The following is a 15,880-nucleotide window of genomic DNA, read 5'->3' on the forward strand; positions in this document are numbered from 1 at the left end:
TTCTTTAGAAGTATTTTTATAAAATAGGAAGTTTATGGTTTTGAAGGAAATTAATAGTGATTGAGTAAAACAATATTAAAATAAAAAAAACCTATTAATCGAAAGATTAACAGGTTTTTGTTTGTCGGGGTGGCAGGATTCGAACCTGCGACCTCCTGCTCCCAAAGCAGGCGCGATGACCGGGCTACGCTACACCCCGTGTTAATTGGGACTGCAAATGTAGAAAAAAAAAGTAAACTACAAATAAAAAAATGATTTTTTTGTCAAATAACCTGACCTTATAAAACGATAGTTAAAATATATTTAAAAGAAGATAATAGAAGTAAAAAAAAATTACATTTGTAACTTCAAAATTTTAAGATAATGGCAGAAAAAATTAAATGTTTGATTATTGGATCTGGTCCTGCAGGATATACAGCGGCAATTTATGCAGCAAGAGCAGATATGAAACCAGTTATGTACACAGGAATGCAAATGGGAGGGCAGTTAACAACAACTACTGAGGTTGATAATTTTCCAGGATATCCAAAAGGAACTGATGGTACAGCAATGATGGAAGATTTAAAAAGTCAAGCAGAGCGTTTTGGAACTGATGTTCGTTTTGGAATGGTTACTAAAGTTGAATTTTCTGAAGAAGAAGGAGGAGTTCACAAAGTAATCGTAGATGACTCAACAGAGATAGAAGCGCAAACAGTAATTATCTCTACAGGAGCTACTGCTAAATATTTAGGATTAGAAAGTGAACAACGTTTAATAGGTGGTGGAGTTTCAGCTTGTGCTACTTGTGACGGATTCTTTTATAAAGGACAAGAAGTTGTGGTTGTAGGAGCAGGAGATACCGCTGCTGAAGAGGCAACGTATTTAGCGAACATTTGTAGTAAAGTAACTATGTTAGTTCGTAAAGATTATATGCGTGCTTCTAAGGCAATGCAACACCGTGTGAATAAAACAGAAAATATTACAGTAATGTACAATACTGAAATAGATGAAGTTTTAGGAGAGAATGTTGTTGAAGGTGTTCGTGCTGTAAACAATGAAACAGGAGAGAAAACAGAAATTCCTGTAACAGGAGTGTTTGTTGCTATCGGACACAAACCTAACACTGAATTATTTAAAGGAGTGTTGGATATGGATGAAACAGGTTATTTAATCACCAAAGGAAAGTCTACAAAAACTAATTTACCAGGAGTTTTTGCAGCAGGTGATGTACAAGATAAAGAATACCGTCAAGCAGTAACAGCAGCTGGTACAGGATGTATGGCAGCGTTAGATGCAGAACGTTATTTAGGTGCGTTAGCATAAGCCTTAAAACAAAAAAATAAAAAAGAGCTCTTAAATTTTTAAGAGCTCTTTTTTTATGGATGAAAATCATGTTCATTTTTAACGTGATCTATTCTTTTCAACAGATAGTTTTATGGTTTTAGAAACTTTAAATTCTCCTTTGGGTCCTATTTTGTAAATAAACTATATTCTTGCTTTTTATACTAAAGGTTCTGCTTTAAAACCTTTACTTTTTACAATAGCAATTACTTCATCCGTAGTAATTCCTTTAGAGCTTACGGTAAGAATTTTATCCTCTAAATTAGTATCTACATTCCAATGGTAAATACCTTCAGCACTGTCTAAATCAGCTTGTACTTTTGATACACACCCTCCACAGTTAAGGTTTGTTTTGAATTTTAATTCTTTATTATTTTCCATGAGATTAAAAATTTATTTGTTATTGAATACTGCAAATTTCAGCACAACACCGTTGTTTGTTGTTGTACAATTTTAAGATTGATTTGTGAGATTTACAGATTTAATCACTAAGTTAGATTTTACTTTTTCCATTTTAAACGTAAGCTATTGGTAACTACACTAACACTACTCATAGCCATAGCTGCACCAGCAATCATAGGGTTTAATAAGAAACCATTAAATGGATATAAAATACCAGCTGCAATAGGAATACCAATAAGGTTGTAAATAAATGCCCAAAACAGGTTTTGTTTAATGGTAGCTACCGTTTGTTTTGAAAGCTTTATAGCTTGTGGTATTTTATTTAGGTCAGATGATATAATGGTCATTTTAGCAACATCCATTGCAATATCACTACCTTTTCCCATGGCAATACTTACATCGGCAGTAGCTAGGGCAGTACTGTCGTTAATACCATCACCCACCATAGCAACGGTTTTTCCTTGTTGCTGTAACTCTTTTACAAAATCAGCTTTGTGTTGTGGTAATACTTCAGCTTTGTAATGTTGAATACCTGTTTCTTTAGCAATAGATTTCGCGGTAGCTTCGTTGTCACCCGTAAGCATGTATAAATCAATATCCATAGCCTGTAACTCTTTAATAGCTTGTACAGAGGTTTCTTTTATTTTGTCTGAAATAGCAAGTACAGAAAGTGCTTCTTTACTATTAGCAAACCAAATAACGGTTTTAGCCTGTTTACTCCATTCGTCTGCTTGTTTTAAAAGTTCTTCCGCTATGGTAACCTTATTTTCAGCCAACAACTTTTTATTACCCACAAAAAAGGTTTCTCCGTTATAATCAGCCTTAGCACCCTTGCCCGTAATACTGTTGAAATTTGTTAGTGGGGTAGTGGCAGTATCTCCTAAAAACTTTACAACAGCTTCTGCTAATGGATGTTCAGATTTTTTCTCGATACTTAAAAGTATGTTCTTAGCGGTGTCATCATTACGTAGCCAAGATATACCTGTAACTTCAGGTTTTCCCTCGGTAATAGTTCCTGTTTTATCTAAAATAATAGCGTTTACTTTTTTAGCCGATTCAAGGCTTTCAGCATCTTTAATTAAAATACCATTTTCGGCACCTTTACCAACACCCACCATAATAGCGGTAGGAGTAGCAAGTCCTAAAGCACAAGGGCATGCAATAACCAGTACGGTGATAGCAGCTAACAATCCCTGAACCAATCCGTTATCACCCCCTAAAATAAACCATATAATAAATGTAATAACAGCAATAGTCATTACCACAGGAACGAAAATACCTGCAATTTTATCAACCAATTTCTGTACAGGAGCTTTACTACCTTGTGCATCTTGTACCATTTTAATAATTTGAGCCAACATGGTTTCTTTTCCAACCTTAATGGCTTTGAATTGGAAACTTCCTTTTTGATTGATGGTTCCTGCAAATACTTTTTCATTTTCTTCTTTTAGTACTGGAACAGGTTCGCCACTTAACATGCTTTCATCTACATACGAGCTTCCTGAGGTAACTATACCGTCTACCGCAATTTTTTCTCCTGGTTTAACAAGAATAGTATTATTTACGTTCACTTCTTCAATAGCAGTTTGCTTTTCCGTTCCGTCAGGTTGTATCACAACCACCGTTTTAGGTTGTAAGCCCATCAATTTTTTAATGGCAGATGAGGTGTTTCCTTTGGCTTTTTCTTCTAATAGTTTTCCTAACAGAATAAATGCGATAATAACCGCAGCTGCCTCAAAATATACATGTGCTTCTAATCCTCTAGATTCCCAAAACTTAGGAAATAACATATTGAATACACTAAATATATACGCTATACCTGTACTTAAAGCGACCAAAGTGTCCATATTTGCAGAACGATGTTTGGCTTGCTTCCATGCATTGATAAAAAAGTCTTTTCCAAACCATAATAATACGGGGGTAGAGAAGGCCCACATAATAGGGTTAGCGTAAGGCGTATTCATAAAAAACATACCAATAACAACTACAGGCAACGAAAGTAATACCGACCATGTGGTTTTGGTTTTTAGTTGCTTGAACTTCTTTTCATGAATAGCTTCGAGGGTTTCTTGTTGTTTGGTTTCGTCTTCAATTAACAAATCATAACCCGCACCTTGTACTGCTTTTTGCAATTTTGTAGCATTAATCATGTTTGGAAGATATTCTACCGTTAAATTTCCACTAGCAAAATTTACTGAGGCATTTACGACACCTGGTTCGTAGCTAACAATACTTTCGGCACTTCCTGCACATGAGGCACAAGTCATACCCAATACTGGAAATACTTTTTTAACAGTGGTTACACCGTAGCCCAAATCTTTTATAGCGGTAACGGCGTTTGCAAGAACTTCTTCGTTAGCAACCGTAATAGCAGCTCTTTGGTTGTTTAGTTCTACTTTATGGGTTTCAATCCCCTCAACCTGTGCTAATCCTTTTTCAACGATTAAAGCACAGTGTTCACTTTCCACACCTTCTAGAGGTAGGTAAATGATATCTTTATTGTTATTTGTTGCCATTTTTTACTGTATTAATTGTACAATACAAAGTTGGCATTAAGTTAGAGAAAATTTATTGTGGAATTTTGGAATTGATTTATAAGATTTACACCTCGTCTAATGGTTTTCTTCTGTCTTTACGGATTTTTTTAAAGTGACTTGGCGTTAATCCTGTTACTTTTTTAAACTGATTGCTTAAGTACGCTACGCTTGAATAGTGTAAACGGAAAGCAATTTCACTCAACGATAATTCATCGTAAACAAGTAACTCTTTCACCTTTTCTATTTTTTGGGCAATAAAATACTTTTCAATAGTAGTGCCTTCTACTTCAGAAAAAAGGTTAGATAGGTAGTTGTAATCGTGATGTAGTTCGTTGCTTAATAGTTCAGATAGATTGATTTTTGTATCACTGTCTTGATGGTGTACCAAATTGATGATTAGGTTTTTAATCTTTTCAATAATGCGACTTTTTTTATCATCAATAATTTCGAAGCCTAAATCAAGTAAAATCTTATCTAGATGTTCTTTTTCATCAGAAGTAAGTTCTTTTTCTAGTATAACCTCACCTAATTTAATGTTTTTTACACCAATACCTAATTTGTCTAATTCATTTTGAATGACTAGGATACAGCGGTTGCAAACCATGTTTTTGATAAAAAGAGTCATCTTATTTTTCTTACTTCTATTTTTTGTAAAGATACAGTTCTAATAGAAGACTATGGTTTTAATTTTTAGGTTTTATTATTTTAAAGTAGACAGGAACAAATAATAATTGATGATTCTTACTCATAATTAGGAATATTCAACCCTAAAATTAAGTCTCTATGAGCAGTCCAAATACCATCTTCTTTTTTGAGTTGTATAATTCCAGAGCCACCTCTGTTTTTTTCTGATTGCTTTTTTTCTTCAGTAAGAGCGGGGTCACTTTCAAATTGATAGCTGTCAATATAATAAGGTGCGGTATTGGGCTCTTTTACATAAATATGAATGTGCTCTGGTTCTTGAGAGTTTGGATAAGATGCTGGCCTGAATGTATGAAAAGTAAATTTTCCATCGTTACCTGTTTTAAGCCAATTTCTGTGTTGTCCGTGTCTTTTTTCCGAACCTACAGGTTTGTCACTAGGTTGGTAAATTCCATTTCTGTTTGTGTGATAAATGTAAAGTATAACATTTTCAGCAGGTGTTTTTCCGTCTTTTTTTAAATGCAGTACCCGTTATTTTTAGTTTTGGTTCATTTTCATGAAAACCAGGTAAAGTATCAACTGACTTTGGGTTTGTATTAAGCATTTTATAATCTAATAAAGCTTTACAGTCTTGGCAACCCCATCTACGTTTCTTTCTACGTTAGTTTGCGACTAACCTTTACAGGAAGTTACAATTAGCATTAAAAAAAGCGCTCCTAAATAGTGTTTTAGTGTTTTGTGTTTAGAAAGATACATAACGTATTCGTATAAAGTTAGTTGTATTTTTAAAATTCTAACTTAATGAATACGAACTGAATAATAAAACTACTGTTTTTCAGAAGTAGGAGAGAAAAAGCAATTACTTATAGCTATAGTAATTATATTTTTTCAAATTCTAATCCCATAATTTTCATCGAATTAACCTTTCCGCTCTTATTTCGTATGAATTGGATTGGGTAGTTGGGAATATTAAATAGGTCTTTAGATAATGTATTTAATTCAATGCTATAAGCTCCTTTACCATAAAAAAACTGCAATTGACCATCTTTAAATATAATTTCTTTAGCTACTTGTAAACTCTTATTTAAATAAATGCCTGCAAGTTCTTTTAATTCTAATTCTGTATGCTTATACGGTTTAAATTCTTTGAATAGCCAAGGTTTTTCATTTTCGTTTGCATAAAATCGGTATTGCTTGTTATTGGCTTGAACATCAAATTCCATAATTATGTTGTCCATCAAAAATTTTGAATTACCAATAGGCTTTAATTTCCCTATTTCTTCTCCATCGCTTGTCTTTAGAACTAAATGCTTTTCTTTTAGTTGAATGATTCCAGTTTTTATATCTTCATATTCATTACCAAGAAAAATGTAAGAACCCTCATATTTATTAAGGGTATCATTTGGCAATTCAATAATTACATTCTCTTGTTCCTGATTAGTGTCAATTTCCGTTTGACTTGGAATGTATAAATCCACAAGTTGAAAAAATCGGTCTTCGAAGTCTTCTTCATACCTGTTTTGTGTGGTAAAAAAGGCAATGTCTAATTCTGGAAAGTATAAGTATTTAGAAACGAATCCCCCCATAATCATACCGTCAAATCCCATAGCGGCATATCCGTAATGCGTTTCAAACTCAACGCCTAATCCATAGTCAATTGTGGTTCCATCATTTAGCTTTGCTTTGGTGTGCATTTTTTTCCATAATTCGGGTGAGCCAATAGTAGCATTTCTAATACCTTGATGCCATTTAAACATGTCTTTTGGTGTTGTTAAAATTTGACCATCTCCATTGTAGATTGTAGCAGGTAAATCCATTTTATAATAAGTCTCCTCTTCTTCAATATATCCAATCGCTCTATTTTTTATTATGTCGTATGTTCTGTTTTTCTTAATCGTATTATCCATTTTTAAAGGCAAAAAAATATGGGCTTGCAGAAATTCTACAAAAGATTTTTCTGATACTTTTTCAATAATATTAGCAAGCAAGATGTAATTGGCGTTTGTGTATTCAAAATATTTTCCTGGTTTAAAGTTGAGTTCGTTTAAATTTACTATGATATTGCTAACTCTCGTTTGTGTAAGTAAGTCATTAAAAGATAAATCTGCTAAATAAAAATATGGGTCAACTTCAGGTATTCCACTTGTTTGATTTAATAATTGTTCTATTGTTGGGTCGCCCTTTTTATATCGAGGAAGATTGTCGATATATTTATAAGCAGGCTCTTTTATAGATAATTTCCCTTCATTCTCTAATAATAAAATTGATACTGCTGTAAATTGTTTTGCAATTGAACCAATATCAAATACAGTTTCATTTGTAATTGGGGTGTTATAGTCAAGGTTTGCAATCCCATATTGTTTTTCGAGTACGATTTCATTCCCTTTAAATACAGCTATTGAAAATCCGGGTTGATTATTTTTTACCTGATATAGACTTTCTACCTTTGAATCAATATTTTGAGAAGTTGCTAATTTGGGAATTAGAAGTAAAAATATTATTACTATACCAAACTGTTTTTTATTCATAAATTTTGTTTTCTTTATCTAAAGACTCGATTAAACTCTTGTTGTTACAGTTGAGTGAGTTTATTATGGCTTACTTGTTTATATAGATGTAAAGTACATCGTTATACGACCATTTCAGTAAGGATATAATTGTATTTTATGTTTGCTTATACCTTTACGAACTTACTAATAATAACTTAATTTTGTTACGGAATCCCTTAAAATTAGCTATTTAGGAAATAAAAGTAGTTTTAGCTATCATAAAAGCTTGCACGGGTCGCTGATATCACGGTATGCTCCGCAGACACCGCGGCATGGGTCGCTAATATCACGGCATGTTCTCTGTTTTTACATCAGTATAGATTCAATCCAACATTCTCTGTATACTTATTAGCGGACATTGCCTTTGATAGAAAAAAATAAACCTCGTACTAACAAACCAAAAAAAGGCTGTAAAGTATGAGGTTTCCCCTAAGTTATTAATTCGTTTAAAGTAACAACTATCGTGAATTATTCTTCAGTAGTTACTTTTTTAAAACGCATCATGGTTACATCGTCCATTAATAAGTTTAGTTTTCCTTCTATGTCAAAACTATACTTGTTTATTTTTTTAATGGTTTTTAAAAACTCTTGTTCTCCCTGTCCGCAGTACATCATAGTTGTAGGTCCTGGTTCTCCAAAAGAAATCGCATTTTCTTCCCCTAACGTAAATTCAGCAGCATAACCGTTACAACCGTTATTTCCAGTAGCTTTGTTTGTTTCTTTATCAAACGTAAGTTGTGGCTTTTTATCAGGAAACAATCCTTCAAAAGCAATTCTAGGTCCAGAGATGTATTCTAGTTCCCAAGTGGTTCCGTATAATTGTTCAGCAGTATCTTTTTTAGCACAAGACACCGTAATTAATAGAATTACAGCGAAGACAAATGATAGTTTTTTCATAATGTTTAAGTTTAGTTATTAGTATTAAATTCAGTTGAGTTTTTTACTACAAATTTTCTAGAAGCTTCACCATCTACCAATTTGTAAGTAATTTGTCTGGTACCTCCTGTTGGGTTAGCATTAGAATCTTCTTCTTTATAAATAGGAAAACGTTGCGCTAAGGTTGTTTCAATAATGGTAAATTCATCGTGCCCCATATATCCCTTACTTAATTCCTTATTATCGGTAATAGGAGGGAAGTATATTTGACTCATCGATTTTTTATTGTTTACTGAAAATCCTATTACATTTCCGTAGCTTCCACTTCCGTCAGATTTTGTGTAGATTAATACTTCAGGAGAACCATCAGAGTTTAAATCTTCAATTTCAGCATCAACAACACTACCATCAATTGTTTGAGTAACGGCAGAATTGTCAATTTCTAATCCGTAAGGAGTAACCGTTAATTCCGTTTCCATTCCATTTTTTTGAGTAGCAATGCTAAAACTAATCTCTTGTAAGATTACATTTTTTCTAAAAATGGTTTTGTCTATCTGTGTTTGGTCAAGGTTTCCTTCAATTTTATTATAAGAACCTGCAAGACTTCCTCCACCTGAACAGTAAAAGTTTAATAAACTGTTATCTTCTTTGTTTGCCGTTGCAATAGAAATTTGTTTGTTTTTAAAAGAAAATACTACAGTCTTACCATTTATGTCAGTTGTATACGTGCTGTCATTTATTTTTTTGGCAATAGCGTCAAAAGTACAGGTAGGCTTTTTCTTGTCAGCACGTGAGCGAACAGCAATTTTTATATTGTTATTTTCGGCAGGTCTTACAGCAACAGAAACCCAATCGTACCCTTCGTTTCTTTTTTCGTATTCTGAAGAAATGTAGTTTCCTGTAACATCAGTAATTGTAGCTACAGTTTCTTGTTTAGTGGCATCGTGTGTGTCTGTTTTTTTTGCTTCGTTTTTACAGCTAACTATGGCTAAAAATGCCATTCCTAGCAGTGCTGAATTGGTAAGTTTTACCATGCTATTTTTATGTTTTTTGCTTCTAAATAACAATATATATACCATTAAAGATATGAAAAAACGTTTTAAGAAAACCTTAAGATTCTTGTTTTTTTAGTAGGTTGATATTGTAGCGTATAGGTTTAGCAACGTTTTTTGAGGGTATAAAAAAAGACCGCCAAAACCTAATTTGACGATCTTTTAAACAAACAACTAAATTCTAAAACCTATAAAAGTTGAAGAAATTTTTTCTATTTTTTAGAAGCAGTATTTATTTTCTGCTTTTAATTTTTCTGCGATTGTGTCACGTAACTCAACTACGTTAGGGTAGTTTGCGTATTTTGTAAAACGCTTAAGTCCCATTAACATCATACGTTGCTCATCACCTTCAGCGAAAGAAATAATTCCTTCTCTTGCACTTTTGGTAATAATCTCAACAGCATTGTATAAGTATAACTTAGCCATTGCAATCTGTTCTTTTTGAGCATCTTCACCATAACGCTTAGCGTTCTTCTCAGTTCTTAAAATTCCAGATTCTGCCATGTATATTTCAATTAAAATATTTGAAGCAGCAGTTAATAACTGTTGGTGTTGCTCTAGCTCTGGTCCAAATTTTTGTAAAGCAGCACCTGCAACCATTAAGAATACTTTCTTAAGTTTAGCAAGAATTTCTTTTTCTTCTGAGAATAATTCAGAATAATCTGGAGTATCGAAAGAAGGAATTCCCATTAATTCGTTTTGAACTGCCATTGCAGGATTTAATAAATCTACATGACCTTTCATTGCTTTTTTAACTAACATTCCTACCGATAATAAACGGTTAATTTCGTTAGTTCCTTCGTAGATACGAGCAATACGAGCATCTCTCCAAGCAGACTCCATTGGAGTTTCTTCAGAGAATCCCATACCTCCGTAAATTTGGATTCCTTCGTCAGCACAGTTTTGTACGTCTTCAGAAACTGCTACTTTTAAGATAGAACATTCAATAGCGTATTCTTCAACACCTTTTAATTCTGCTTCTTGATGAGAGTTTCCTTCAGATTCACGAATAGCGATTCTGTCTTCAATATTTTTAGCAGCTCTGTATGATGCAGACTCACCAACATAAGCGTTAGTAGCCATTTCAGCTAATTTCATTTTAATAGCTCCAAACTCAGCAATAGGAGTTTTAAATTGCTTACGTTCGTTAGCATAGTTTACAGCATGAGTTACAATTCTTCTTTGAGAATCTAAACAAGCAGCAGCTAACTTAATACGACCAACGTTTAAAGCATTCATGGCAATTTTGAATCCCCCACCACGAACAGATAACATATTTTCAACAGGAACCAATGTGTCATTGAAAAATACCTGACGAGTAGAAGAGGCGCGAATACCTAATTTGTGTTCTTCTTCTCCTAAAGTTACTCCGTTAGGATTGTTTTTATCATATTCTAAGATAAAACCAGTAATGTTTTTATCATCTTCAATACGAGCAAAAACGATGAAGATTTCAGCAAAACCTGCATTCGAAATCCACATTTTTTGTCCGTTAATTTTATAGTGCTTTCCGTCTTCAGTTAACTCAGCAGTAGTTTTTCCTGAGTTCGCATCCGATCCTGCTCCTGGTTCTGTTAAACAGTAAGCTCCAAAACGTTCTCCCATTGCTAATGCAGGAACGTATTTTTGCTTTTGCTCTTCGGTACCGTATAAAGTAATTGGCATCGTACCAATACCTGTGTGTGCTCCAAAAGCTGTACTAAAAGATCCTGTTCCACTTGAAATGTAATCACATGTTAACATGGTAGAAACGAATCCCATTCCTAATCCGCCATAAGCTTCAGGAACAGCCACACCTAAAAATCCTAATTCACCAGCTTTACGCATAGTTTCTTCGGTAAGTGCATAATCTTTCTTTTCGAAACGTTCTTTATGAGGAATGATTTCACGGTCGTTAAATTCTTTAACCGCATCACGCATCATTGTTTGCTCTTCTGAAAAATCTTCAGGAGTAAATATATCTTCACATTTTGTTTCTTTTACTAGGAACTGCCCTCCGCGTAAAAGATCTTTTGTTAATTCTGACATAGTATATTAGATTTTAAGATTCAAGAGCCAAGAGTCAAGACTTGTTCAGACCAGATTGGAAACTTGAAATCATTTTTTGTATTGACTTAATTTTTTGTTCTAATTCTTTAAACTTTTCTTCAGATAGGTAGCTTTCATTAAAAGCAATAATTAATTGTGTTTCCCATTCAAATGAAGAACCTAAGCTATCTTCTAAATATTTATTAAAATGTTTGTTAGTGCTTTTACTTGAACCTTCAGCTATGTTAGAAGGAATAGAAACAGCACATCTATTCATCTGAGAAACCAAGCCAAACTTTTCAAAGTCTGGAAAGGTTCTAGTTAATTTATAAGAATCAGAAACTAAATTCATGCTTTCAGTCCAAATTTTTAATTTTTTGAAATTGTGCATCATCTTGTTTCTTGATTCTAATAGTCTTGTTTCTTAATTTAGGAATTCAAAAATACCAGCAGCACCTTGACCAGTACCTACACACATGGTTACCATTCCGTATTTGTTATTCATGTTACGCTTACGCATTTCATCAAGTAACTGAACAGATAGTTTACCACCAGTACATCCTAATGGGTGACCTAAAGCAATTGCTCCACCATTTACGTTAATGATATCCGGATTTAATCCTAATTCGCGAATAACTGCTAACGATTGTGAAGCAAACGCTTCGTTTAGCTCAATTAATTCAATATCATTTTGTTGTAAACCTGCTTGTTTTAATGCTTTTGGAATAGCTGCTACTGGACCAATTCCCATAATACGAGGTGGTACTCCTGCTGCTGCATAACTTACTAAACGAGCTTCTGGTTGAATACCTAACTCTTTTACCATATCTTCACTCATTACCATAACAAAGGCAGCTCCATCACTTGTTTGTGATGAGTTACCAGCAGTAACAGAACCGTCAGCAGCAAATACTGGACGTAATCTTGCTAAGGCTTCTACGCTGGTTCCACGACGTGGACCTTCGTCTTTAGTAACGGTGTAATTTCTTGTAGCGCGTTTTCCGTTTCCATCAATGTAAGTTTCTTCTACATCAATTGGAGCTATTTGATCTTGGAAACGATCGCTATCTAATGCTTTTAAAGCTTTCATGTGCGATTCGTATGCAAATTGATCTTGATCTGCACGAGATACATTGTATTGTTGCGCTACTGCTTCTGCAGTATTACCCATTCCCCAATAGTAATCTTCGTGACCTGCATTTACGATATCGTAGTTTAATTCTGGTTTAAAACCTGTCATTGGTACAGAACTCATGCTTTCTGCTCCACCAGCAATAATACACTCTGCCATTCCAGACTGAATTTTTGCTACTGCCATAGCTATAGTTTCTACTCCAGATGAACAGAAACGATTTACGGTAACTCCAGGAACATCTACAGAATCTAATCCGATTAACGAAATAATTCTCGCCATGTTTAATCCTTGAGAACCTTCTGGCATTGCGTTACCAACAATAACATCGTCGATACGCTTTACGTCGAATTCTGGCAACTTACCCATCATATATTTGATGGTTTCAGCAGCTAATTCGTCAGCTCTTTTAAATCTGAACACACCTTTTTTAGATTTCCCTACGGCGGTTCTATATCCTTTTACTATATATGCTGTTTTCATTTTATTTTTAGTATTGAGTATTGAGGTTTTAGTATTGAGTGAATGTTTAGGCGTTTAATTTTTGCTGAAAAACATAATTCATTTTCTGAATTTCAATACACAACTCAATAATGGGTTGTACTTTATCTTTATGTATTAGGTTCAATTCAATAACTAATAGTAATTGCGTTTGAAGTTCGTATGTAGAACCATTTGCAATACTCAAAAAGTGTTTGAATTCTTTTTGTGAATTTCTACCAGCTCCTTCTGCTATATTTGAAGGAATCGAAATAGCACTTCTCTTTATTTGAGATGTTAGTCCGAATTTTTCATCCGATGGTAATTCTGAAACAAGTAGATAGGTAGCTTTTGCTAACTCTATTGATTTTTGCCATATTTTTAAATCTTCTACTTTATGCATTTCTAACTACTTAATACTAATATCTCAATACTATTCGCAACTAGTTGCGAAGTGGTTTACCAGTTTTTAACATATGCTGAATACGCTCTAACGTTTTTCTTTCAGTAGTTAAACTTAAGAAAGCTTCACGCTCAAGGTCTAATAAATACTGCTCAGTAACTTTTGTTGGTTCTGATAAATCTCCTCCAGCCATAACATAGGCTAGTTTGTTTGCAATTTTCTGATCGTGTTCAGAAATATATTTAGAAGCTTCCATAGAATCTGTTCCTACTAAGAACATACCTAAAGCTTGCTTACCTAATACTAAAACATCTTTACGTTTTACTGGTTGTGTATAACCTGCTTCTGCTAATAACACAGCGTGTTTTTTAGCTTCAGCAATTTGACGATCCTTGTTTACAACCACAACATCTTTTCCTTTTTGTAGTAGGTTTAAGTCGTATGCTTCATAAGCTGAAGTTGCCACTTTAGCCATACCAATAGTTAAGAAGTGCTCTTGTAATACGTTTAATTGAACATCACCAGTGTGGAATAAGTCCTGAGCTCTTAACGCCATTTCTTTAGATCCACCACCACCAGGAATTACTCCAACTCCAAACTCTACTAATCCAATGTAGGTTTCAGCAGCAGCAACTACTTTATCAGCGTGTAATGATAATTCACACCCACCACCTAACGCCATTCCGTGAGGAGCAGCAATCGTAGGAATTGCAGAGTAACGCATACGCATCATCGTGTCTTGGAAATATTTGATAGCCATGTTTAACTCATCGTACTCTTGCTCAACTGCCATCATAAAAATCATTCCGATGTTGGCACCTACAGAGAAGTTTGCAGCTTGGTTACCAATTACTAATCCTTGGAAGTCTTTTTCAGCTAAATCAACTGCTTTGTTTAATCCAGCTAAAACATCACCACCAATGGTGTTCATTTTAGATTGGAATTCACAGTTTAAGATTCCATCTCCTAAATCTTCAATAACAACTCCAGAGTTTTTGAACACTTCGGTAGTTTTACGAATGTTGTCTAAGATGATAAATGAATCTTGTCCTGGTTTTTTAACTTGTGCTTTTGCAGGTACATCGTAGTAGTAAGTAGCACCATCTTTAACTGTATAGAAAGATTTTTCTCCTTTAGCTACCATTTCAGTAACCCAAGCAGCTGGTTCCTTTCCTTCAGCTTTCATTAATTCGATACCTTTTTCAACTCCTACAGCATCCCAAATTTCGAAAGGACCATTTTCCCATCCGAAACCAGCTTTCATGGCATCGTCAATTCTGTATAATTCATCAGAAATTTCTGGAATTCTATTTTGAACATACGCAAACATTGCTGCGAAGTTCTTACGGTAGAATTCTCCTGCTTTATCTTTTCCGCCAACTAATACTTTAAATCGGTCAATTGGCTTATCGATTGTTTTTGTTAATTCTAAGGTAGCAAATTTTGCTTTTTTAGACGGACGGTATTCCATCGTATCTAAATCTAATGCTAAAATTTCACGCTTTCCTTCAGCATTGGTTGTTTTTTTGTAAAAACCTTGCTTGGTTTTGTTACCTAACCACTTATTTTCCATCATCGTGTTGATGAAGTCTGGTAACTTAAATAAGTCGTGAGCTTCGTCGTTAGGACAGTTTTCGTAGATTCCGTTAGCAACGTGTACTAAAGTATCTAATCCAACCACGTCAACAGTACGGAATGTAGCTGATTTAGGACGTCCAATAACTGGACCTGTTAATTTATCAACCTCTTCAATAGTTAGGCCTAATTCTTTTACTTGGTGGAATAACGATTGGATTCCGAAAATACCAATACGGTTACCAATAAATGCTGGTGTATCTTTAGCTAATACTGAAGTTTTTCCTAAGAATTTAGAACCGTAATCCATTAAGAAGTCTGTAACTTCTTGTTTACAATCAGGTCCTGGAACAACTTCAAATAATTTTAAATAACGAGGAGGGTTAAAAAAGTGTGTAACCGCAAAGTGTTTACGGAAATCTTCACTACGTCCTTCGTTCATAAACTTAATAGGAATACCTGAAGTGTTGGTAGAAATAATAGTACCAGGTGTACGGTATTTCTCAACTTGCTCAAAAACACTTTGTTTAATGTCCAAGCGTTCAACAACTACTTCCATAATCCAATCTACATCTTTTACTTTGTGTAAATCGTCCTCAAGGTTCCCAGTAGTAATTCTATCTGCAAATTTTTTATTGTAGATAGGTGATGGTTTCGACTTTAATGAAGCAGTCAAAGCATCATTTACCAAACGGTTACGAACTACTTTGTCTTCTAAGGTTAATCCTTTTGCTTTTTCTTTGTCGTTAAGCTCTCTTGGAACGATGTCCAAAAGCAATACTTCAACGCCAATGTTAGCAAAATGACATGCAATACCTGATCCCATGATACCAGAACCGATAATTGCTACTTTTTTAATTCTTCTTGCCATTTGTTTGTTTGTT

At 34.1% G+C, this 15,880-nt stretch carries 12 protein-coding genes and 1 tRNA gene; 1 reads left to right on the forward strand and 12 read right to left on the reverse strand.

The annotated features are described in order from the left end of the window. Positions 1 to 124 precede the first annotated feature (124 nt). A tRNA-Pro gene (locus Q0663_RS03770) sits at positions 125 to 199 on the reverse strand. 164 nt (positions 200 to 363) lie between these two features. Here Q0663_RS03770 and trxB point away from each other — a divergent pair. Then, the gene (gene trxB, locus Q0663_RS03775) at positions 364 to 1,302 is read left to right on the forward strand and encodes a thioredoxin-disulfide reductase (protein WP_299006583.1); all 939 of its coding nucleotides are present in this window, start codon (positions 364 to 366) and stop codon (positions 1,300 to 1,302) included. A gap of 177 nt (positions 1,303 to 1,479) precedes the next feature. On the opposite strand, the gene Q0663_RS03780 is transcribed toward trxB, so the two are convergent. The 11 genes from Q0663_RS03780 to Q0663_RS03830 all read right to left on the reverse strand — a co-directional run bounded on the left by Q0663_RS03780 (position 1,480) and on the right by Q0663_RS03830 (position 15,867). Further along, positions 1,480 to 1,701 (reverse strand): heavy-metal-associated domain-containing protein, encoded by a 222-nt coding sequence (locus Q0663_RS03780; protein ID WP_299006588.1) that lies wholly within the window; start codon positions 1,699 to 1,701, stop codon positions 1,480 to 1,482. Positions 1,702 to 1,820: 119 nt separating this feature from the next. Next, positions 1,821 to 4,238: a heavy metal translocating P-type ATPase gene (locus tag Q0663_RS03785; RefSeq protein WP_299006592.1), complete on the reverse strand. Its 2,418-nt coding sequence runs from the start codon at positions 4,236 to 4,238 to the stop codon at positions 1,821 to 1,823. 85 nt (positions 4,239 to 4,323) lie between these two features. Further along, entirely contained in the window at positions 4,324 to 4,884 is a 561-nt protein-coding gene (locus Q0663_RS03790) for an AraC family transcriptional regulator (protein WP_299006595.1), read from the reverse strand. Between the two features lie 895 nt (positions 4,885 to 5,779). Then, positions 5,780 to 7,429, reverse strand: coding sequence for a serine hydrolase (locus Q0663_RS03795; protein WP_299006597.1), 1,650 nt, complete (start codon positions 7,427 to 7,429; stop codon positions 5,780 to 5,782). 489 nt (positions 7,430 to 7,918) lie between these two features. Next, the gene (locus tag Q0663_RS03800) at positions 7,919 to 8,347 is read right to left on the reverse strand and encodes an META domain-containing protein (RefSeq protein ID WP_299006600.1); all 429 of its coding nucleotides are present in this window, start codon (positions 8,345 to 8,347) and stop codon (positions 7,919 to 7,921) included. 11 nt (positions 8,348 to 8,358) lie between these two features. Beyond that, the gene (locus Q0663_RS03805) at positions 8,359 to 9,360 is read right to left on the reverse strand and encodes a PliI family lysozyme inhibitor of I-type lysozyme (RefSeq protein ID WP_299006603.1); all 1,002 of its coding nucleotides are present in this window, start codon (positions 9,358 to 9,360) and stop codon (positions 8,359 to 8,361) included. 237 nt (positions 9,361 to 9,597) lie between these two features. Continuing rightward, positions 9,598 to 11,406 (reverse strand): acyl-CoA dehydrogenase family protein, encoded by a 1,809-nt coding sequence (locus tag Q0663_RS03810; RefSeq protein ID WP_299006606.1) that lies wholly within the window; start codon positions 11,404 to 11,406, stop codon positions 9,598 to 9,600. Between the two features lie 34 nt (positions 11,407 to 11,440). Further along, complete coding sequence (locus tag Q0663_RS03815) at positions 11,441 to 11,800, reverse strand: four helix bundle protein (RefSeq protein ID WP_299006609.1); 360 nt, start codon at positions 11,798 to 11,800, stop codon at positions 11,441 to 11,443. Between the two features lie 30 nt (positions 11,801 to 11,830). Then, complete coding sequence (locus Q0663_RS03820) at positions 11,831 to 13,021, reverse strand: acetyl-CoA C-acyltransferase (protein WP_299006612.1); 1,191 nt, start codon at positions 13,019 to 13,021, stop codon at positions 11,831 to 11,833. A 46-nt stretch (positions 13,022 to 13,067) separates the two neighbouring features. Continuing rightward, positions 13,068 to 13,421, reverse strand: a complete 354-nt coding sequence (locus tag Q0663_RS03825; RefSeq protein ID WP_299006615.1) for a four helix bundle protein — start codon at positions 13,419 to 13,421, stop codon at positions 13,068 to 13,070. A gap of 40 nt (positions 13,422 to 13,461) precedes the next feature. Then, positions 13,462 to 15,867: a 3-hydroxyacyl-CoA dehydrogenase/enoyl-CoA hydratase family protein gene (locus Q0663_RS03830; RefSeq protein ID WP_125066917.1), complete on the reverse strand. Its 2,406-nt coding sequence runs from the start codon at positions 15,865 to 15,867 to the stop codon at positions 13,462 to 13,464. Positions 15,868 to 15,880 lie beyond the last annotated feature (13 nt).

It is taken from the genome of uncultured Tenacibaculum sp. (assembly GCF_947504135.1).
Classification (GTDB): Bacteria; Bacteroidota; Bacteroidia; order Flavobacteriales; family Flavobacteriaceae; genus Polaribacter.

Excerpts from the sequence above, each read along its gene's own strand:
- Q0663_RS03800 (WP_299006600.1), bottom strand. The coding sequence starts at position 8,347 with ATGAAAAAACTATCATTTGTCTTCGCTGTAATTCTATTAATTACGGTG.
- Q0663_RS03825 (WP_299006615.1), bottom strand. The coding sequence starts at position 13,421 with ATGCATAAAGTAGAAGATTTAAAAATATGGCAAAAATCAATAGAGTTA.
- Q0663_RS03795 (WP_299006597.1), bottom strand. The coding sequence starts at position 7,429 with ATGAATAAAAAACAGTTTGGTATAGTAATAATATTTTTACTTCTAATT.
- Q0663_RS03830 (WP_125066917.1), bottom strand. The coding sequence starts at position 15,867 with ATGGCAAGAAGAATTAAAAAAGTAGCAATTATCGGTTCTGGTATCATG.
- Q0663_RS03780 (WP_299006588.1), bottom strand. The coding sequence starts at position 1,701 with ATGGAAAATAATAAAGAATTAAAATTCAAAACAAACCTTAACTGTGGA.
- Q0663_RS03815 (WP_299006609.1), bottom strand. The coding sequence starts at position 11,800 with ATGATGCACAATTTCAAAAAATTAAAAATTTGGACTGAAAGCATGAAT.
- Q0663_RS03785 (WP_299006592.1), bottom strand. The coding sequence starts at position 4,238 with ATGGCAACAAATAACAATAAAGATATCATTTACCTACCTCTAGAAGGT.
- trxB (WP_299006583.1), top strand. The coding sequence starts at position 364 with ATGGCAGAAAAAATTAAATGTTTGATTATTGGATCTGGTCCTGCAGGA.
- Q0663_RS03820 (WP_299006612.1), bottom strand. The coding sequence starts at position 13,021 with ATGAAAACAGCATATATAGTAAAAGGATATAGAACCGCCGTAGGGAAA.
- Q0663_RS03790 (WP_299006595.1), bottom strand. The coding sequence starts at position 4,884 with ATGACTCTTTTTATCAAAAACATGGTTTGCAACCGCTGTATCCTAGTC.
- Q0663_RS03805 (WP_299006603.1), bottom strand. The coding sequence starts at position 9,360 with ATGGTAAAACTTACCAATTCAGCACTGCTAGGAATGGCATTTTTAGCC.
- Q0663_RS03810 (WP_299006606.1), bottom strand. The coding sequence starts at position 11,406 with ATGTCAGAATTAACAAAAGATCTTTTACGCGGAGGGCAGTTCCTAGTA.